Raw genomic sequence first — 18,765 nt, 5'->3', positions numbered from 1 at the left:
GTCACATGCAGTGCGAGAGCCGGTTGACGCTGGACGCTTCCGCGGCCGAATACGTCGTCGATGTGGCGAACGTCGTCCGCGAACCGGGGCTCGGCGGCGACCGGCCGGCCGATCTGGCCCGGCTGGAGGGTCTGCTGGACGCGCTGGCCGCCTTCACCCGCGATCCGACCGTCCAGGTGTACGCGATCACCGACCGCTCGCTGCTTGCCGACGGCAGGCTGACCGCCGGGGAGCGCGAACGGCTCGACCGCTGGTACCGCGACGGGCTGCTGGAGGTGCTGCCCCGCGCCGACGACCGCATCCTGGAGCTCGCGGACGCCCTGGAACTGCGGGTGGTCAGCGCCGACAACTTCCTCGACTTCCACCGCGCCTACCCCTGGATTCCGGGCACTCGGCACCGTTTTCTGCGTCCCTTCCTGGAGCCGGACGGCCGGATCGGGGTACGGCCGAGGATCATGCCGGTGCCGCCGGAGTGGCAGGTCTCCCGCAAGGAGGAGGAAGGGATTCTGCTGGAGGCCGGGGTGCTGCGGCGCTGGGCGCCCTCGGCGCACCGGGCGGTACTCAGCCGCGACTGGCGCTGCCCGGAGGCGGACTGCCCGCTCTTCGGCGCCGGCGAGCGGCCGGGCACCGCGCTGCCGCGCCGCCACAAGGACCGGGTGGTGTGCCCGACACACGGCCTGCAACTCACCGACACCGGGCCGCTGCCGCGCCGCGCCCAGGTCAAGGTGGTGATGGACGGCACGGTCAGGGGCCGCTTCATGGTGACCGCGGGCCGACCGCTGGCCGTCGGCCGCGCGCCGGCCGACGGCGGGGTGGCCCTGGGCGCGTGGGTCAACAGCGCCTCGGTGGACTCGGTCAGCCGGACCCATGTCGTGCTCTCCTACGACGGCAAGGGGCTGACGGTGGTCGACGAGCGCAGCGCCAACGGCACCCGGATACGGCACAGCCGCCCGACCGGGGAGGAGTTGCTGCCGCTGCACCACGGCACGGTGTGGCGGCTGCGGACCGGTGACTCCGTCATGCTCCATGACCGCCTGGAACTGCTGCCGAGCGGGCGGCAGTTCGTCTTCGAGGAGGACACCACCGACGGCACCGTCGGGCCGCAGGCCGGGGCCGTCGCGGCGCCCACGATGCTGAGCGTGCCGCTGGACATCCGGCCCGAGGACCTGCCGGACGGCGGCCGGGACGAGCCCGGGTACGAGCAGGCGTGATGCCCGGCGGCGCGGACGGCGTGCCCGGCGGCATCGGGGTCGGCGCGGTGCTCGGCGGCCGGTACCGGCTGGACGAAGCACTCGGCGCCGGCGGCTTCGGGCAGGTCTACGCGGCCTTCGACGAGAACCTCGGGCAGCCCGTGGCGGTCAAGGTACTGACCACACGCCCGCAGTGGACGCCGGCCGAACGCGCGGAGCACGCCGACGGATTCCGCCGGGAGGCGACGGCGGCGGCAGGGCTGCGCCACACCAATGTCGCGGCCGTCCACGGCACGGGTGACCACGAGGGCCACCCGTTCATCGTGATGGAGCTGCTGCGCGGCACCGACCTGGGCCAGGTGCTGCTGGAGCGCGGCGCGCTCCCGGTCGCGGAGGTGCTCTCCTACGGCGCCCAGGTGTCCGCCGGGCTGTGGCACGCGCACGAACACGGCCTGGTGCACCGGGACATCAAGCCGGAGAATCTGATGCTGCTCCCCGGCGGTGTGGTGAAGATCTGCGACTTCGGTCTGGCCGCCCGGCGCGATTTTCCCGGCGCGCGTGACACCGGCCCGCGGGCGGTGCTGGGCTCCCCGCCGTATCTCTCGCCCGAGCAGGTCCAGGGTCTGGAGATCACCGGGCAGTCCGACCTCTACTCCTTGGGATGCGTCCTCTACGCGCTGCTGGCCGAGGGTCCTCCCTTCGCCGCGGACACCTATCAGGGCTACGCCTCCTTGCACGTCCATCAGACGCCGGAGCGGATCGAGGTCCGGCGTCCTGAGGTGCCCGGGGATCTCGCGCACCTGGTGCACCGGATGCTGGCCAAAGACCCGCGGGAACGTCCCGGGAATGCCGGGGAGACGGCGGATCGGCTGCGCACCATGCTGGACGGCCTCCGGGTGCCACGCGCTCCCAGGACGCTGGACCAGGACACGCTGCATGCCGTCTGGACGCTGCTCGAAGAGGCTGAGGGCCTGCTTTCCGCCGGCCGCTTCACCGAGGCCGACGCACGCTACTGGCAGGTGCTCCAGCAGCTCGCGGGGCAAGGTGCGGAGCGTGAAGCAGCCTCCTTTGCCGCGCTCTTCGGTCGTGCCCGGGCCCTGGAGGGCCGCGGCGGCGTCGCGGTGGCCGCCCGCCGGCTGGCGGAACTGGCCCGCGCTGCCGCCGCCGGACTGGGCGCGGAGCATCCGCTGGCCCGCTGTCTGGCCTCTTATGCGGCGGTCAGAGCAGCACACGTACGGTGACGTCGGCGGCGAGCCGTATGGTGTCGCCGGTGCGAAGAGCGGTCCGGTGCTCGGGAGGCAGCCGGCGCTCGTTCACAAAGGTGCCGTTGGTGGACCCCTCGTCGGTGATCCAGACGGAGCCGTCGGGGTCGACGGCAACCGTGGCGTGGACACGGGACAAGTTGCGACGGGCGGCCAGGAAGGTCACGGCGGGGCACAGGTGCGGGTCGCGGCCGAGCCGGACGCGTACCCCGGGTGACACCGGAACGCTCTCCCCGTCCGGGAAGTGCAGCCGCAGCGTCCGCGCAGGTGGGCAGGCGTCGCTCGGCCGGGGGTCGGGCAGGACGCCGGGGCCCAGGTCGAGGATCCGGGTGGGGGCGGCCTGCGGGTCGCTCTGCAGGGACGTTTCGGGCGCGAGGGGAGGGGGCGCCATCAGGGAGAAGGGCACGAAGCACCCCCGGCAGACGAGTTGGCCGGGCCGCACATCGGGGGCGCCGCACTGCGGGCACGTCCCGAGGGCCTGGTCCCGGCCCTGGTCCCAGCCCTGGTCCTGCTCCTGGTCCTGGTCCATGGCAGCTCTGCCCCTCCCGTCACGGCCGCCCGCGCATCGTAGCGAGGCCGACGGTCAGGGACCGTGCAGCGGATTGCGGACGGTGCCGTGCACGGCCGCGTGGGGGCGCTGGGCCCGGTCGCGGTAACCGTCCAAATGGAGACGGTTGCGATTGAGGCAGAGCCGCTCGATCCGCGGAGTGAGCAGGTCGAAGAGCGCGAAGCGCTCCTTCAGTTCGGGGAACCGTTCCTGGTGGCGGAGGATCTCGTCGCGCACCAGCGCCCAGAAATCGCTTTCCGGAACGCCGAGTTGCCGATCGCACAGCGGCGCCAGATAGCGGAGCACGCCGACGAAGAGCCCCGAATGGATGAACTGGGTGAGGAATTGCGGCGGCTCGGTGAGGAGTACGGCGCGGACGTCTGTGGGCATGGTGGCGTGTTCCGGCAGTGGTTCCGCGCAGACGTTGATGTCGTCCACGAAGTCCTTCACCGCGAGGCGCACCGGAATGTCGTGCTCGTCGAAGACGACGATGGCGTTCTCGCCGTGCGGGGAGAACACCGTGCCGTACCGGTAGAGGAAGTGCAGCAGGGGCGGCAGCAGGGTGGCGAAGAGGTGCCGCAGCCACACCTGTGGGGGCAGGCCGGAACGGGCCACGAGTTCCGCGGTGAATGCCCGGCCGGTGGGGTCGGTGTGCAGGAGTCCGGCCAGAGTGCGGGCGCGCTCCCCGGGGTCGAGATGGGGGCCCAGCGGTTCGCGCCAGATACAGCCGAGCAGTTCGCGGTATTGATACGGAACGGTCGGCAGCTTGTCGTACTGGGGGTGGGCGACGCTGACGGAAGCCACCTCGCCGAGCAGGATCACCCGGGCCTCGTCGCGCAGGAAACGGTCGTGGTCGCGCAGGCCGTGCACCCAGGTGGTGACCGCGGGGGCGGCCAGCGTGCGTTCGGTGGGCAGCCCGCGGTAGACGAGGGTGTTGAGGATCGACAGCGGCAGTTTGACGGTGCGGCGGAGCGGGTGGCTGGTGTTGAGGAAGGTACGGACCGACTGCTGCGGCAGTCGGAGGTCGTTGTCAGTGGTGAGGTGCAGGATGGATCCGTCGGCGATCGACGCCGCGAAAAGCGGGGCGACGGTCTGTTCCCACTGCCAGGGGTGGACGGGCAGCAGCAGGTAGTCGCCGGGGTCGCGGCCCCGGTCGGCGACGGTGCGCCGGAAGCCGGCCAGGGTGGCGGGGGCGAGTTCGTCCGCGTAGAGGAGATCGGGGGTGGCCAGCGTGACGGTGCCACGGTATTGCGCGAGGTCGCGGTGGACGGCGATCCACGGGAGTTTGTGCGCCATACGGGCTTCCGGCGCCCAGCGGGCCGCGTCGGTGTCCGAGAACCCGATACGTCCCTTGTTGGCGACGAGCCAGGGGTGACCGGTCTGGTGCCCTTCCAGTTCCGCGTAGTCGAGGTCGGCGAGATCCGCCGCCGGTAACGCGGCCCGGTCCAGCCGGACGTCCGCGCGCAGGGTCGCCAGCAGCTCGCGGACGAGGTGGCCGAGGGTGTCGCCGTTCACCCCGAGCACGGTGTCGTGGCCGTGCATGAGGAAGTGCAGCGGGTCGCCGGTGGGTTCGATGCTGGCCGCGTCCACGTACCAGCTTCCGTAGGAGCCCCGGTTCGCCCGGAATCGGTAGGTGATCTCCGGGCCGAGGTCGAGCCGGTAGGCGCTGGGTCCTCCCGCGGGGTCGGGCTGGGGGACGATCACCTCCTCGTACGCGAACTCGGCGAGCATCTTGGCGAGCAGGCGGCGGGACGCGTGCTGCCAGACGGCGGAGTCGGAGACGGGTGGCGGGGCGGCGGTCACAGGGGCTCCTGCGTGGGACGACGGGAAGGAGGCGGATGACGGAAAGGGGGTGCAGCGCGGGCGGCGGGGAGCGCTGAGCGGCGGGGAGCGCTCGGCGGTGGGCTCCGGTCAGAGCAGGTGGCGCAGGGCGCGTTCGCGGACCACGAGGGCAGCCCGCTTGTCGGGGAGGTCGAGTTCCGCGCAGAGACGGAAGCCGGCGCTGAGGAAGGCCGAGACCGAGGGGGTGTTGCGCAGGTCGGGTTCGGCGACGACCCGGGTGCAGGCAGGCCGGTTGTCGAGGACCATCGCGGCGACGGCACGCAGGAGGACGCTGCCCAGCCCCCGGGCACGGTCGGCGGAGCCACCGATCAGCAGGTGGATGCCGGTGTCGTGCGGCCGGGCGGGATACTGCCGGGCCAATGGGTCCAGATCGGCCCGGTAGATCTCCCAGTAGCTCATCGGTGTCCCGTCCAGGGCGCCGAGGCAGGGGACGCTGCGCCCGTCGCCGGTCAGCTGCCGGCGCAGATGCTCCTCGGTGACCTGCCGGTCGCCGGAGAGTTCCCAGAACTCGGCCACTGCCGGATCGTTCATCCAGCCGGTGATCAGCTCCAGGTCGCGGTCCAGCCGGGCCGGGACGAGCCGGAAGGATCCGGCTGAGGTCTGTGCGGCTCGCCAGTCGGCGACGTGGTCGAGCAGGTCGGGCGCGGCGGCGCGGTACGGCCGGCCGGAGGCGTAAGGGGTGCGCGGCTCGGAGGGCGGGGTGAGCGGTGTGGCGGCGAAGAGGGCGAGCACTTCCGGGGAAAGTTTCAGGTCGAGGGTGTCCTCGGTGCCGGAGTCGGCGGTGGGCAACGGAACTCCTTCCTCTCCCGGGGCCCTTGGGACGTGGTCAGCGGGCCAGCGGGTTGGGGATGGTGACGTAGACGGACTGGGTGTCGACCGGGCCGACGAGCTCGTCCATGCCGTGCAGCCGGGTCAGGAGGTTGGCCTTGCAGCGCAGTTGGGTGCTGTGCAGCAGCCGCTGCGGCAGGCTGCTGCCCTGTCCGGCGCCGGTGAGGAAGCGGCGGAAGGCCGCGATCAGCACGTGCTCGCCGGCGAGGCCCTGGGAGCCGAAGGCGCCGATGAGGCCGAGCACGTTGTTGATGCCGAGGTAGTAGGCGAAGCGCTCGTCCGCGACCGCGTCGGTGACGAAGGTGTCGCTGGCCGCACCGATGCCGGGCAGTTGGCGTTCGAGTTCGGCGCGGTGGGATTCGCGGAAGTAGTAGCCCTGGTTGTCGCGGTAACGGCCGCCGCAGGGCCAGCCGTCGGCGTCCAGCAGCACCAGGGTGTTCTGCTGGTGGGCTTCGAGGGCGATGCCGGCCTGCCCGTCCAGCCACAGCACCGGCCGGATCACCGCGTCCAGATAGCGCAGGAACCACTCGGTGGCCACCGCCGGGCCGGGGCGGCCGGTGCTCTCCGCGAGGTTCGCCACGAGCACCGCCAGCAGGGAGCGCAGTGCGGGGGCGGGCACCCCGGGCCAGGGGCGTGGCGAGGTGAGCCCGGCCAGGCAGTGCGCCTGGTGGCCTGCGCCGAAGGGATTGTGCCGGAGCATCACGTCGAGTCCGGGGACAGGCTCGCCCTCGGCGGTGTTCACCCCCAGCCATGCCGGGTCGCGGACGATGTCGAAGCCGGGGTGGGCGGCCTGCCAGCGGGCCGCCAGGCCGCTGCGGAGCAGCCGGTGCACCTCGATTCCGCGCAGCAGTTCCTTGCGGAGGTTCTCCCGGCGCGAATTGGTGATCCGCAGCCCCAGCGACAGCTTGAGCATGGCCGGGGCGCCGGAACGGTAGACGGTGCGGACCGAGGAGGTGGGGTGCCAGGGCTCGCCCAGCGGGCCGAGGTCGTGCAGCAGACCGGCGTCGAAGAGGTCCCGCACCTGGGGCCTGTGCTGGAGGTCGCGGGCCTGCCACGGGTGCAGCGGCAGCGGGGCGGTGCCCGCGGGCAGTCCGAGGCCGGGTCCGGCCAGCGCGGCCAGCAGATCGGCGGCCGGGACCGTACGGCCGCGCTCGGTCCAGGCGGAGTCGGTGGCGAGCAGCGAGGCGTCCACGGCGAGCCAGTGCAGCGGGAAACTGCCGCGCGACTCGGGCGAGTAGCCGGCGCTCTCCCCTTCGCTGAGTCCTTCGCGTCCTTTGGGCGCGGGGTGCAGCGGGTGGCCCAGGATCAGCGACTGCTCGGTGTCCAGGAAGGGCAGTTCGGGCATGACGGGCCCGGGCTGCGCACGGCGTTCGGTGATGAAGACGGCGGTGCGCCGTACCGAGTCCGCCACGCGTGCCACCAGGTCGGCGCTCTCGGCCGGGTCGGTGCCTCCCTCCCGGGCCAGCAGGGCCGCCAGCTGGACGGCGGTCAGCGGGCGCTGGTCGGCGGTGGCGAGCAGGGCCCTCCCGAAGCGGTGGTGCCCGGCCGCGGACCAGTGGTGGACGGCGACCTGCACCTCGGTGCCGCTGCCGGGCAGCGGGATCCGCAGCAGCCCGTCGCCCGGCTGGGTCAGACCGGTCTCCCGGACCCAGCACCGCAGCAGGTTCTCCACCCCGGCGGCGTCCGCCGCGCCATAGGGCTCGGAGTACGCCGGGGCCTCGCCGACCGCGGTACGGGCCGCGCCGGCCCGCTGCTGCGGCACCGGCCGGCCGTGCTCGGTTGCGGTGACCGGGGGCAGGGGTGCGGTCATACCGGGGCTCCACTCGTCTGGGCGGGTGCGGGTGAAGCGGAGGCCGTGCCGGGTGCGGCCCGGCCCGGGCGAGCGCAGCCGGCCCCCGGGGTCGTACCGAGCGCCCCGGCCACCGCCGTCACTCGGGTCCTCCGCACCGGGCCGCCTCGATGGCGGCGGCCAGCCGTTCCAGCACCGACTCGGCCTGCTCGTCGGTGATGGTCAGCGGCGGCAGCAGCCGCACCACGCTGGAGTGCCTGCCGCCGAGTTCCATGATCAGGCCGCGGCACAGCGCCTCCTGCTGGACCCGGGCGGCCAGGCGGGGCGCGCTGGGCAGTGCTCCGTAGTCGTCCGGCTCGGCGTCGGTGTCCACCAGTTCGACGCCGATCATCAGACCGCGGCCGCGTACGTCACCGATGCAGGCGTGGTGGGCGGCGAGCCCGCGCAGCCGGCTCATGATGCGGTTGCCGACCGTCTCGGCCCGCTCGGCCAGCCTGTTCTGCCGGACGAAGCGCAAGGTGGCGGTGCCGGCCGCCATGGCGAGCTGATTGCCGCGGAAGGTGCCGGCGTGCGCGCCCGGCTGCCAGGTGTCGAGGCCGTCGCGGTAGACGATCACGGCGAGCGGCAGGCTGCCGCCGATCGCCTTGGAGAGCACCATCACATCGGGCACGATGCCGCTGCGCTCGACAGCCCAGAAGGTGCCGGTGCGGCCGACCCCGGTCTGCACCTCGTCCACGATGAGCGGGATGCCGCGGGCCGCGGTGATCTCCCGCATGCTCCGCAGCCAGGCGTCCGGCCCCGGGATCACGCCGCCCTCGCCCTGGACGGCTTCCAGCAGCATCGCGGCAGGCGGCTCGACGCCGCCCTTCGGGTCGTCCAGGAGGTGCCGGGCCATACGCGCGCACAGCTCCGCGCCCCGGTCGCCGCCGACACCGAGCGGGCAGCGGTAGTCGTACGGATACGGCAGCCGGGTGATCCGCGGGTCCATGCCGCCGGCCGCGGACCGCACCGCCACATCGCCGGTCGCGGCGAGCGCTCCCGCGGTCATGCCGTGGTAGGCGCCGGAGAAGGCGAGCAGACCGCTGCGGCCGGTGGCGGTCCTGGTCAGCTTGAGGGCGGCCTCGACCGCGTCGGTGCCGGCCGGGCCGCAGAACTGGATGCGGCCGTGCTCGGCGAGTTCGGGCGGCAGCGTCTCGAACAGGGCCGTGGTGAACGCGTCCTTGACCGGTGTGGCGAGGTCGAGCACCTGCAGCGGCGCACCGGAGTCGAGGACGCCTCTGATCGCCTCCAGGACCACGGGGTGGTTGTGGCCAAGCGCCAGGGTGCCCGCCCCGGTGAGGCAGTCGAGGTAGCGGCGGCCGTCGGCGCCTTCCACGGTCATTCCGCGGGCCCGCACCGGCACCACGGGAAGCGACCGGGCGTACGTGCGCGCGGCGGACTCGCGCTGTGCCTGCCTACGGAGAATCCCCTCCTCCGCGGTGAAGTCGCCAGCGGGTGCCGCCACTTGTTCCGGCGCGCTCGACAAGGCCGCCACGTCTGCTCTCCTCCGGCTCGTCTTCCTGTCCTGTCGTCCCCCATCCGTACTAACGACGCGGCGACACATCGATCACGGGCGGCAGCCGGGACTTTCCCCGCGGAACCGGACGGCGGTGGCCGTTCGTCCCCCTCAGCGTCAGGGGCCGTACGGCGCACCGAGATCCAGGGGGAACCCGTCATGTCTTCGTCCACGTCACGGATTTCGTCACGGATATCGTCACGGATGTCCAGGCCGGTACTGGCCGCCGTGGCAGCCGCCGTACTGCTGGCGGGCACGGCCACCGCGTGCGGTTCGTCGGACGGGGGGAATTCGGCGGATCCGAAGCCGAGCGGTCCGGTGACGGCCGGGGACGACCACGGTCTGCCCTCGCTGCCCACGTCCTTCCCGACCAGCCTCGACGACCTGAAGAAGTGGGAGCAGGCGTACAAGGACGGCGGCTGGAAGAACTGGGACAGATCCACCTGGCTGCGCAAGGCGGCGGACTTCGTCAATCCGGTGATCGACGGTCTATGGAGCGACGACCGGATGAAGGGCGCCGACCAGAACGACCATCCGGTCGCCGGGGACATCGCCGCCGACCAGGGCCGGACGGATCCGGCCCCGGCGCCGGTGCGGGCCCGCCCGGTCACGACGCCCTACCACGACAACGCCCCGGGCCTCGGCAAGCTGTTCTTCGACGGTCCCAAGGGGTCGATGGTCTGCTCGGCGACGGTGGTGCAGGAACCGGCGCATCCGGGCAAGTCGAACCTGGTCTGGACGGCCGGCCACTGCGTGCACGCGGGCAAGAGCGGCGGCTGGTACCGCAACGTCGCCTTTGTGCCGTCCTACGACGACGGCGGTCTGGACGCCCGGGCGCTCAAGGGCGCCTCGCGGGACGTGCTGGCGCCCTTCGGGGTGTGGTGGGCGGACGGCGCGAGCACCTCCGACCAGTGGATCGCCTCCGGCTCGGAGAAGGGCGGCAGCGGCTCGCCGTACGACTTCGCGGTGCTCCATGTGACGCCGGAGGAGGGTGCGGGCGGCAAGTCGCTGCAGGAGACGGTCGGTGCGGCCTTGCCGGTGTGGTTCGACGCGCCCTCGGTGACGAGGATCGGCACCCTGGGTGCGTGGGGGTATCCGGCGGCGGCGCCCTACGACGGGCAGCGGATGTACGCCTGCCAGGGGAGGCCGGGACGGTTGTCGGTGGACCCGAGCGCGCCGACCGAGTACCGGATCGGCTGCACGATGACCGGCGGTTCCTCCGGCGGCGGCTGGTTCGCCACCCGGCCGGACGGCAAGACGGCGCTGGTCAGTAACACGTCGATCGGTCCGGTGACCAATACCTGGCTGGCGGGACCGCGGTTGGGCGCCGAGGCGAAGAAGGTGTTCGACGGGGTGAGCCAGAAGTTCAGCTGAACTCACCGCTGCGAACCGGGGATCGGCGCCCGTGCGCGGCACACCCGGGCATGGGTAAGGGCCCGCCTCCTGGAGGCGGGCCCTTACCCCTTGCCTTAAGACGCCAGGTTCCCCGGGCGTCACCCGCGCAAGGCTCGGGGTTGCGGGCTCAAGGCCGGGGTTTCCTGCTCAGGCCCGAGCTTTCCGGCTCAGGCCCGAGCTTTCCGGCTCAGGCCCGGGCCACCAGCGTGAACGGCGCAAGCTCCGCGGCCAGTTCCTCGTGCACGCGCACCTTGAGCAGGGTGCCGTCGCCGGTGTGCTCCTCGGAGAGGACCTCACCGCCGCCGTGCACGCGGGAGACCAGCGCGCCGTGGGTGTACGGCACCAGGGCCTCCACCTCGACGTCGGGTCGGGGCAGTTCCTCGTCGATGAGGTCGAGCAGCTCGTCGATGCCCTTGCCGGTGCGGGCGGAGACCGCGATGGCGTGCTTCTCGTTGCGCAGCAGGCGCTGCAGCACCAGCGGGTCGGCGGCGTCGGCCTTGTTGATGATGACGATCTCCGGCACGTTGAGCGCGCCAACATCGCGGAACACCTCGCGGACCGCGGCCAGCTGCTCCTCCGGCACCGGGTGCGAGCCGTCCACCACGTGCAGGATCAGGTCGGCTTCACCGACCTCCTCCATGGTGGAGCGGAACGCCTCGACCAGGTGGTGCGGAAGGTGCCGGACGAAACCGACGGTGTCGACCAGCGTGTAGAGCCGCCCGCCCGGTGTCTCGGCCCGGCGCACGGTCGGGTCCAGGGTGGCGAACAGCGCGTTCTCCACCAGGACACCGGCGCCGGTGAGGCGGTTGAGCAGGGAGGACTTGCCGGCGTTGGTGTAGCCGGTGATGGCCACCGACGGCACCTTGTGGCGCTTGCGCTCCTGCCGCTTGAGGTCGCGGCTGGTCTTCATCTCCGCGATCTCCCGGCGCATCTTGGCCATCTTCTCGCGGATCCGCCGGCGGTCGGTCTCGATCTTCGTCTCACCGGGACCACGGGTCGCCATACCGCCGCCCGAGGAGCCGGCGCCACCGCCACCCATCTGCCGGGAGAGCGACTGACCCCAGCCGCGCAGCCTCGGCAGCATGTACTGCATCTGGGCCAGCGAGACCTGGGCCTTGCCCTCACGGGACTTGGCGTGCTGGGCGAAGATGTCCAGGATCAGCGCGGTGCGGTCGACCACCTTGACCTTGACGACGTCTTCGAGGTGGATCAGCTGGCCGGGGCTCAGCTCACCGTCGCAGACCACGGTGTCGGCGCCGCTCTCCAGCACGATGTCCCGCAGCTCGCGTGCCTTGCCCGAGCCGATGTACGTGGCCGGGTCCGGCTTGTCGCGGCGCTGGATCACGCCGTCGAGGACGAGGGCACCCGCGGTCTCGGCCAGGGCGGCGAGCTCGGCCAGCGAGTTCTCGGCGTCGTCCACCGTGCCGCTGGTCCAGACACCGACGAGCACCACACGCTCCAGACGGAGCTGCCGGTACTCGACCTCGGTGATGTCCTCGAGCTCGGTGGACAGGCCCGCGACCCGGCGCAGAGAGGCGCGGTCGAAACGGTCGAGCTGGTCGCCGTCCCGTTCCCCGTCGATCTCATGACTCCAGGCCACGTCCTCTTCCATCAGGGCGTCGGCCCGAAGGCTCTCGGGGAGGCGCTGGCGGTTGTCCGAAGAGGAAGAAGAGGTGGAGGTCATTGGATCCTTTGGTCGTACGGTCAACGGTCCGGCGGGTCGTCCGCCGTCAATGTCGATGGTCGCACGCCGGACAGACGCGGTCACGTGGGTTTTCCACAGCGCCTCGCCAATTGTCGTTCGACAGAAAACACCGACGGTCATATCAACGGATGAGCGACCGCCGGCATTCCTCCGTCGCCTCATGCCCCGCCGGCGGCGGGCCGGGCCCGGTACACGTCGTAGACCCCGGGGACCGACCGCATCGCCCGCATCAGGGCGGTCAGCGCCTGCGGATCCGGCAGCCGCACGGTGTACGTGTGCCGTACCCGGTGCTCCTGCGGGGGCTCCACGGCCGCGGAGACGATACCGATGCCCTGGCCTGCGATGACCTCGGTGAGGTCGGCCAGCAGCCTCGGCCGGCTGAGCGCCTCGGCCAGCACGGTGGCCCGGTATCCGGCGGCCGGGCTGTCGTCGCGCCAGCGCACCGGTACGGGTTCGCGGCCGGAGGCGGCCATCCGGGCGGTGGCCGGACACTCGGCGCGGTGGACGGCCACGGTGCCGCCGCGGATGACGAATCCCGTCACCTGGTCCGGCGGCACCGGCGTACAGCAGCGGGCCAGGCGTACCGCCGCGTCCGGCAGGTCGGTGACCGCGACCGGGTCGACGGCGGGTGCGGCGTCGGGGGTCCGCGAGGGGCGTACCGCCCGGGCGCGGTCCTGTGCGGTCTCGCCGGCCACAGCCGGGTGCTGCGTGAGCCAGCGGGTGATCGCGATGCGGGCGGCGGGGGTGGCGGCGTGCTCCAGCCAGCTCCGGTCGGGGCCCGAGGTGGCGGAGTCGTCCATCAGCAGCTGCAGGGTGTCGCCGTCCCGCAGCCGGGTGCCCAGCGGCGCGAGCCGGCCGTTGACCCTGGCTCCGACGCAGGCGTGCCCGGAGCTGCCGTGCACCGCGTAGGCGGCGTCCACGCAGCTGGCGCCCGCGGGCAGCCGGACGGTGCCGGAGGCGCCGGCGCCCTGGCTGGTGAAGACGGTGATCTCGCGGTCCTGGGCGAGGTCGTCACGCAGCGCGGTCCAGAAGGTGTCGGCGTCCGGCGCGCCGCGCTGCCATTCCAGCAGGCGGGCGAGCCAGCCGGGCTGCGTGGGATCGACCCGTACCCCGCCGGTCTCCCCTTCGGTGGCGACGGTTTCGGCGCTCGCGTTCGGGTCGCCGAGGGCGATGACCCCGGCCTCGGCGGCCCGGTGCATCCGGTGGGTACGGACCAGCACCTCGGCGATCCGGCCGTGCTCGTCCGCGATCGCGGTGTGCAGCGACTGGTACAGGTTGAATTTCGGGGCCGCGATGAAGTCCTTGAATTCCGCGATCACCGGGGTGAAGCAGGTGTGCAGCTCGCCGAGGACCGCGTAACAGTCGGCGTCCTCGGCGACCAGCACCAGCAGCCGCCCGAAGTCGCAGCCTCCGAGCCGCGTGCCGCCACGCTTGAGCAGCAGCCGGTGGACGGAGACCGCGTGCCGGGGCCGGATGGCCACCTCGGCGGCGATCCCAGCCTCCCGCAGCACCCCGCGGAGCCCCTCGGCGACCGCGGCCAGCGGGTCGGGGCCTGCGGCATGGGCCTCGATCATGGCCCTGGTCGTGGCGTGCTCCTCGGGGTGGAGGATCGCGAAGACCAGATCCTCCAGCTCGGATTTGAGCGCCTGTACGCCAAGCCGCTCGGCGAGCGGGATGAGCACGTCCCGGGTGACCTTGGCGATCCGGGCCTGCTTCTCGGGCCGCATCACCCCGAGGGTGCGCATGTTGTGCAGCCGGTCGGCGAGCTTGATGGACATCACGCGGACGTCGCTGCCGGTGGCGACCAGCATCTTGCGGAAGGTCTCGGGCTCGGCGGCGGCGCCGTAGTCGACCTTCTCCAGCTTGGTGACGCCGTCCACCAGGTAGGCGACCGCCTTGCCGAACTCCTGCTCGACCTGATCGAGCGTCACCTCGGTGTCCTCGACGGTGTCGTGCAGCAGTGAGGCCGTCAGGGTGGTGGTCTCGGCGCCGAGTTCGGCGAGGATCAACGTGACCGCCAGCGGATGGGTGATGTACGGCTCGCCGCTCTTGCGCATCTGTCCGCGGTGCGAGGACTCGGCCAGGACGTAGGCCCGCCGCAGCTGATCGATGGCCTCGGGACCCGCATCGGGCCAGCTGGTGCGGTGGACCTTGATCAGGTGCTCGATCGCGTCGGGCAGCCCGTCCCGGCCGCCGGAGCCGCCAAGGAGTGCGGCCCGGCCCAGCAGCCGCAGGTCGATACGGCGCAGACCGCGCCTGCGGTCCGCCGCGGTCCGTCCCGCGTCGAGCGCGGGCCGTCCCGCGTTCACCGCGTTGTCTGCGCTCATCGGTCCTCCGGCAGCGTGAACCGGCCGCGGAAGCCCCTCACGACCCAGGGGCCGCGCCGGTGATTGATGCTATCGAGCCCACCACGTGCGGCTGTCACGCTCTCGCCGAGAGTGATTCCCGTCACCCGTTCGAGCGAACGTGTACGGGGTTCTCGCCCGGATACCTCCTGTTGTGCCCTGCCCACAAGATGGACAGTGAGCGCTTACCGAGGTCCGGGAGACAGCTCGCAAGCCGGTTTCCGGGTGTCAGCGGGCCCACAGACCGGGGTCTATGAATCCCTCGGCGACGATCACCGCGGGCCCGGTCATCTCGATCTCGCCGTCGGTGCCCTCGCTGATCACGAGCCGTCCGCCGGGCACGTCCACCGTGTAGGTGACAGGGCGGCCGGTGACCGCCGGATCGAGACCGTCCCGCCGGGCCGCGGCCACCATCACCGCGCAGGCGCCCGTACCGCAGGAGCGGGTCTCGCCGGAGCCGCGTTCGTGCACACGCAGCGCCACGTGCCGGGCCCCCCGGTCCACGACGAACTCCACGTTGGTGCCCGCGGGATACGCCGCCGCGGGCGTGACGTCGGGCGCCTTCAGCAGGTCCCCTGCCTCGGCCAGGTCGGCCACGAAGGCGACCGCGTGCGGGTTGCCCATGCTGACGTGCAGCGCGGGCCAGGCGCGAGCGCCGACGGCGACCGACACCTCGCCGCCGGGGAGGACGGCACGGCCCATCCGTACCGTGATGTCGCCCGGGGTGCCGTCGTCGGTGTCCTTGGCGATGTGCACGCGCCGCACTCCGTCCCGGGTGGCAACGGCGAGGTCGCCGGCCTCGGTGAGACCGGCGCGCTGGAGGTGGCGGGCGAAGACGCGGACGCCGTTGCCGCACATCTCGGCGATGCTGCCGTCCCCGTTGCGGTAGTCCATGAACCACTCGGCCTCGGCGGCCATGGGAGCGGCCTCGGGGTGCGCGGCCGAGCGGACGACCCGCAGCAGCCCGTCGCCGCCGATGCCGGCCCGGCGGTCGCAGAGCCTGGCCACGTCGGCCGCGGACAGGTCGAGCCGTCCGTCCGGGTCCGGGACGATCACAAAGTCGTTCTCGGTGCCGTGTCCCTTCAGGAAGGGAACGGAACCGGAAGGGACGGTGGCGGGCCGTGCGTCAGTCACAGAACCGATCGTACGCGGAGGGGGAGGCGGCTGCCGGACGGCGGCGGGCCCCTGTGGAAAACTCCGGCGCGGCTCGGCAGGCTCAGCGCAGCCGGGCGATCCGCCATACCGCGAGGACCGCGAGCAGCGCGATGGCCACCGCGTATCCGGCGACGTAACGCCAGTCCGGCCGGGCGCCGGAGCCGCGGGCGGGCAGCCCGGGCCAGGTCTGGCCGATCCGCCGGGCCGCCATCAGTCCCCAGCCCGCCGCGCAGCAGCACAGCAGCAGACCGAGCATCGCCACCACGGCTCCGGCGTCCCCGGACTCGAAGGCGAGCGGGAAGGCGAACATCAGCGAACCGCCGACCGCCAGCGCGATGATCGGGGCCAACTGCCAGATCCGCAGCCGCCGCTGCGGCCGCAGTTCGCCGAAGGACTGGCTTTCCTCGATGGGCGGAAGAACGTCGCCCCCGAGCGGATCGAGAGGTTCGAGCGTGTCAAGAGGGTCGAGGGGATCACGGGGATCGAGGGGGTGCAGTGACCCGAGAGAGCTCAAGGGCCCCCCTGCGTCGAGGGGTTCGAGCCGGTCGAGGGGTTCGGCGGACTCCAGGGAGTCCAGGGAGTCGCGGTTCGTCCGGGACCCAGGAATCCCACGATCATCACGGGACACGTGGGACGTACCCGCGTCCGCCGCTGAATCGCGCCCCGGTGGGGTGTCGCGTGGGCCGGCTGCCATCGCCACGCGCCCTCCAGAGTCTCCGACACCGTAGCCATCTCGAAGCTCGATGATGGCACGCGCGGGAGTCCGCTCCTGGACTCCGGAGCGTCCCGATGCCATCACGTGATCAGGCTGTGACCGCTTCTTGGAGCAACATCAGCGCCTCGTCGGCGAGTTCCGTTCCGCGGGCGGTCAGCCAGTGCACCCGCGGATCGCGCCGGAACCACGAATCCTGGCGGCGCGCGAAACGCTTGGTGGCGCGTACGGTCTCGGCGCGCGCTTCCTGCTCGGTGCAGTCGCCGGCCAGCGCGGCGAGGATCTGCTGGTATCCCAGCGCCCGGGAGGCCGTCAGTCCTTCGCGCAGGCCCCGCTTCTCCAGGGCGCTGACTTCGGCGACCAGCCCCGCTTCCCACATCCGGTCGACGCGCAGCGCGATGCGCTGGTCGAGTTCGGGCCGCGGGACGTCGACGCCGATCTGCACGGTGTCGTACACGGATTCATGGCTCGGCAGATGGGCGGTGAAGGGGCGGCCGGTGATCTCCACGACCTCCAGGGCGCGGACGATCCGGCGGCCGTTGCTGGGCAGGATGACGCGCCCCGCCTCCGGGTCCACTGCGGCCAGCCGGGCGTGCAGGGCGCCGGGCCCGCGCATGTCGAGTTCGGCCTCCAGCCGGGCCCGTACGGCCGGGTCGGTGCCCGGGAACTCCATGACGTCGAGGGCGGCGCGCACATAGAGGCCGGAGCCGCCGACGAGGACCGGGACCCGGCCGGCCGCGTGCAGCCGGCCGATCTCGGCGCGGGCCAGCCGTTGGTAGTCGGCGACATTGGCCGCCTGGGTGACGTCCCAGATGTCCAGCAGGTGGTGCGGGACCCCTTGGCGCTCCTGCGGGGTGAGTTTGGCGGTGCCGATGTCCATGCCGCGGTAGAGCTGCATGGAGTCGGCGTTGATCACCTCGCCGCCCAGTGTCCGGGCCAGGGCGACGCCCAGGTCGGACTTCCCGGCAGCGGTGGGCCCGACGACGGCGATCACACGGTTCTTCACGGTGTCAGTCTCGCAAAGATCGGGCCCTGACCTCGATCGAATGGGCTCACCCAGCCGACAGGGCGGAAAACGGACGGCGCGGGTATGGTCGGGAAGGGAAAGGGCGTTTTGTGGTGGTTTCGGCAGTCGCTGGACCATCGGGTGCGATGACGCATCCCGCCCGTCCCTTGGCAGTCGTCTTCGAGGGAAGGTTCCCGATGAGCTTCATGAACACGCTCAGAGACAAGCTGGGCATGTCGAAGGGCAAGGCCGACGATCTCGCCCGCCAGCACGGCGACCAGATCGAACGCGGCATGGACAAGGGCGCCAGGACACTCGACTCCAAGACGGGCGGGAAGCACGGCGACCAGATCGACTCCGGTACGGAGAAGGCGCGGAACTCCCTGCACGACCGCGAGAACAAGGACGGCGGCACGGCCTGACGACGGCCGCCTCGTTCATCGCCGACCGGACAGCCGCGGATTTCCACCATCCGCGGCTTGTCCTTTGCCCATGGCCGCAGGGCCGGGTCCGCACGGCTCGGCCTCGCGCACTGAGGAAGCCGGGGCCGTGCCCGGAGCAACGCGGCGCGGCTCAGGTCCAGGTCGCGACGAAGTACCCGACGCCATAAGGCGCCGCGTCGTGCAGCAGCTCACCGCTGAGCCCCGCCCCCTCGGCGGCACCGGCGAGCACCTGCCAGGGGGCGCGCCCGGCCGCCATGAGCGCCTGGGCCAGCTCAGGGTCGAGGGCGGCCAGCGCGCCGAGATCGGCATCCCCCAGGGCTACGGCCACACTCGCGTCAAAGGGCTCGGCCCGCTCGTCGAGATACCCCGGCGCCTTGAGGGAGCGGCGTGCGCTGCCGTCGCCCATCACCAGCAGCGCCACCCGGCCGGCTGAACCCGCCACCGCACGCCCGGTCGAGAGGCACCGGTCGGGCTCCAGTTGCTCTCCCACGCCGAGTCCTTCCACCGGCGCCGTGCTCCAGGCCCGCAGCAGCCACGCCGCGACGGCCAGCGACGGCGGCAGCGGCCGTACGTCCTCGGCAAGGGCCGCGTCCTCGGGCAGCGTCCCGTCCTCGTCCGGCCAGACGTCGTCAGGTCCCGCTGCCGCGGAGGCCACCACGGACAGCCGCTCCGGCGGTGTCTCGGGGGGCTCTCCCAGCGTGACGTCCAACGGCACTCCGAAGGCGCGGAAGGAGCCGGCCGAACCCTGTGCGAAGACGCCTCTGCCGGGCCGCTCCGCCGGGCCGATCACCACCAGCCGCTCCGGCCGGGAGGCGGCCAGCACCCCCACCGCGTCCGCGCAGGCCGCCCGCAGGGCGTCCAGCTCGGCAGCGGCCCCCGCGGCGACCTCGGGGACCAGCAGGGGCGGACAGGGACACACAGCAGCGGCGACGAGCATGATCGGAACCCTACCGGCGCCCTGTGACAGCGCGAGCGGCCCGGGCCGCCCGAG

Annotated in this window: 15 protein-coding genes; 4 read left to right on the top strand and 11 right to left on the bottom strand. The window is 72.4% G+C overall.

The genetic code is table 11. From position 1 onward, the window contains the following. Nucleotides 1-5 precede the first annotated feature (5 nt). Nucleotides 6-1,211 (top strand): FHA domain-containing protein, encoded by a 1,206-nt coding sequence (locus tag OG552_RS27190; protein WP_329137285.1) that lies wholly within the window; start codon nt 6-8, stop codon nt 1,209-1,211. Then, nucleotides 1,211-2,431 carry a serine/threonine-protein kinase gene (locus OG552_RS27185; RefSeq protein ID WP_329137283.1) on the top strand — a complete coding sequence of 407 codons (1,221 nt, stop codon included), beginning with the start codon at nt 1,211-1,213 and terminating at the stop codon, nt 2,429-2,431. Before OG552_RS27190 ends, OG552_RS27185 begins: the two co-directional genes overlap by 1 nt. On the opposite strand, the gene OG552_RS27180 is transcribed toward OG552_RS27185, so the two are convergent. From OG552_RS27180 to OG552_RS27160, 5 genes are all read right to left on the bottom strand, one after another. Further along, nucleotides 2,409-2,981 carry an FHA domain-containing protein gene (locus OG552_RS27180; protein ID WP_329137281.1) on the bottom strand — a complete coding sequence of 191 codons (573 nt, stop codon included), beginning with the start codon at nt 2,979-2,981 and terminating at the stop codon, nt 2,409-2,411. The two genes, OG552_RS27185 and OG552_RS27180, sit on opposite strands and share 23 nt — an antisense overlap. Before the next feature lie 54 nt (nt 2,982-3,035). Beyond that, nucleotides 3,036-4,802 (bottom strand): IucA/IucC family protein, encoded by a 1,767-nt coding sequence (locus OG552_RS27175; RefSeq protein ID WP_329137279.1) that lies wholly within the window; start codon nt 4,800-4,802, stop codon nt 3,036-3,038. A gap of 108 nt (nt 4,803-4,910) precedes the next feature. Continuing rightward, nucleotides 4,911-5,630 carry a GNAT family N-acetyltransferase gene (locus tag OG552_RS27170; protein ID WP_329137277.1) on the bottom strand — a complete coding sequence of 240 codons (720 nt, stop codon included), beginning with the start codon at nt 5,628-5,630 and terminating at the stop codon, nt 4,911-4,913. Between the two features lie 37 nt (nt 5,631-5,667). Continuing rightward, complete coding sequence (locus OG552_RS27165; RefSeq protein ID WP_329137275.1) at nt 5,668-7,479, bottom strand: IucA/IucC family protein; 1,812 nt, start codon at nt 7,477-7,479, stop codon at nt 5,668-5,670. Between the two features lie 118 nt (nt 7,480-7,597). Then, on the bottom strand, nt 7,598-9,061 hold the full coding sequence (locus OG552_RS27160; protein ID WP_443071045.1) for a diaminobutyrate--2-oxoglutarate transaminase family protein: 1,464 nt from the start codon (nt 9,059-9,061) through the stop codon (nt 7,598-7,600). A 156-nt stretch (nt 9,062-9,217) separates the two neighbouring features. On the opposite strand from OG552_RS27160, the gene OG552_RS27155 reads away from it, so the two are divergent. Next, entirely contained in the window at nt 9,218-10,387 is a 1,170-nt protein-coding gene (locus tag OG552_RS27155) for a trypsin-like serine peptidase (RefSeq protein ID WP_329137273.1), read from the top strand. 208 nt (nt 10,388-10,595) lie between these two features. Here OG552_RS27155 and hflX read toward each other — a convergent pair whose 3' ends face one another. The 5 genes from hflX to miaA form a co-directional block, all read right to left on the bottom strand. Continuing rightward, nucleotides 10,596-12,092, bottom strand: a complete 1,497-nt coding sequence (hflX, locus tag OG552_RS27150) for a GTPase HflX (protein ID WP_329137271.1) — start codon at nt 12,090-12,092, stop codon at nt 10,596-10,598. A gap of 179 nt (nt 12,093-12,271) precedes the next feature. Next, nucleotides 12,272-14,440 carry a RelA/SpoT family protein gene (locus tag OG552_RS27145; protein ID WP_329137269.1) on the bottom strand — a complete coding sequence of 723 codons (2,169 nt, stop codon included), beginning with the start codon at nt 14,438-14,440 and terminating at the stop codon, nt 12,272-12,274. Between the two features lie 246 nt (nt 14,441-14,686). Continuing rightward, nucleotides 14,687-15,592 (bottom strand): diaminopimelate epimerase, encoded by a 906-nt coding sequence (gene dapF, locus OG552_RS27140; RefSeq protein ID WP_329137267.1) that lies wholly within the window; start codon nt 15,590-15,592, stop codon nt 14,687-14,689. Nucleotides 15,593-15,674: 82 nt separating this feature from the next. After that, on the bottom strand, nt 15,675-16,307 hold the full coding sequence (locus OG552_RS27135; RefSeq protein WP_443071044.1) for a hypothetical protein: 633 nt from the start codon (nt 16,305-16,307) through the stop codon (nt 15,675-15,677). Nucleotides 16,308-16,416: 109 nt separating this feature from the next. Next, entirely contained in the window at nt 16,417-17,331 is a 915-nt protein-coding gene (gene miaA, locus OG552_RS27130) for a tRNA (adenosine(37)-N6)-dimethylallyltransferase MiaA (RefSeq protein WP_329137263.1), read from the bottom strand. Between the two features lie 206 nt (nt 17,332-17,537). On the opposite strand from miaA, the gene OG552_RS27125 reads away from it, so the two are divergent. Next, a complete protein-coding gene (locus OG552_RS27125; protein WP_329137261.1) occupies nt 17,538-17,753 on the top strand; it encodes an antitoxin in 216 nt (71 codons plus the stop codon). A gap of 151 nt (nt 17,754-17,904) precedes the next feature. Here the strand turns inward: OG552_RS27125 and OG552_RS27120 are convergent, their stop codons facing one another. Then, a complete protein-coding gene (locus tag OG552_RS27120; RefSeq protein ID WP_329137259.1) occupies nt 17,905-18,711 on the bottom strand; it encodes a class III extradiol dioxygenase subunit B-like domain-containing protein in 807 nt (268 codons plus the stop codon). Nucleotides 18,712-18,765: the final 54 nt, after the last annotated feature.

Source organism: Streptomyces sp. NBC_01476 (genome assembly GCF_036227265.1).
GTDB lineage: Bacteria > Actinomycetota > Actinomycetes > Streptomycetales > Streptomycetaceae > Actinacidiphila.
Note: the sequence above shows the minus strand (reverse complement) of the source record. Positions and strands in the feature narration are given on the sequence as shown.

Excerpts from the sequence above, each read along its gene's own strand:
- OG552_RS27185 (WP_329137283.1), top strand. The coding sequence starts at position 1,211 with ATGCCCGGCGGCGCGGACGGCGTGCCCGGCGGCATCGGGGTCGGCGCG.
- OG552_RS27165 (WP_329137275.1), bottom strand. The coding sequence starts at position 7,479 with ATGACCGCACCCCTGCCCCCGGTCACCGCAACCGAGCACGGCCGGCCG.
- OG552_RS27135 (WP_443071044.1), bottom strand. The coding sequence starts at position 16,307 with ATGGCAGCCGGCCCACGCGACACCCCACCGGGGCGCGATTCAGCGGCG.
- OG552_RS27160 (WP_443071045.1), bottom strand. The coding sequence starts at position 9,061 with ATGTGTCGCCGCGTCGTTAGTACGGATGGGGGACGACAGGACAGGAAG.
- OG552_RS27125 (WP_329137261.1), top strand. The coding sequence starts at position 17,538 with ATGAACACGCTCAGAGACAAGCTGGGCATGTCGAAGGGCAAGGCCGAC.
- OG552_RS27120 (WP_329137259.1), bottom strand. The coding sequence starts at position 18,711 with ATGCTCGTCGCCGCTGCTGTGTGTCCCTGTCCGCCCCTGCTGGTCCCC.
- OG552_RS27145 (WP_329137269.1), bottom strand. The coding sequence starts at position 14,440 with ATGAGCGCAGACAACGCGGTGAACGCGGGACGGCCCGCGCTCGACGCG.
- OG552_RS27155 (WP_329137273.1), top strand. The coding sequence starts at position 9,218 with ATGTCCAGGCCGGTACTGGCCGCCGTGGCAGCCGCCGTACTGCTGGCG.
- OG552_RS27190 (WP_329137285.1), top strand. The coding sequence starts at position 6 with ATGCAGTGCGAGAGCCGGTTGACGCTGGACGCTTCCGCGGCCGAATAC.
- OG552_RS27180 (WP_329137281.1), bottom strand. The coding sequence starts at position 2,981 with ATGGACCAGGACCAGGAGCAGGACCAGGGCTGGGACCAGGGCCGGGAC.
- hflX (WP_329137271.1), bottom strand. The coding sequence starts at position 12,092 with ATGACCTCCACCTCTTCTTCCTCTTCGGACAACCGCCAGCGCCTCCCC.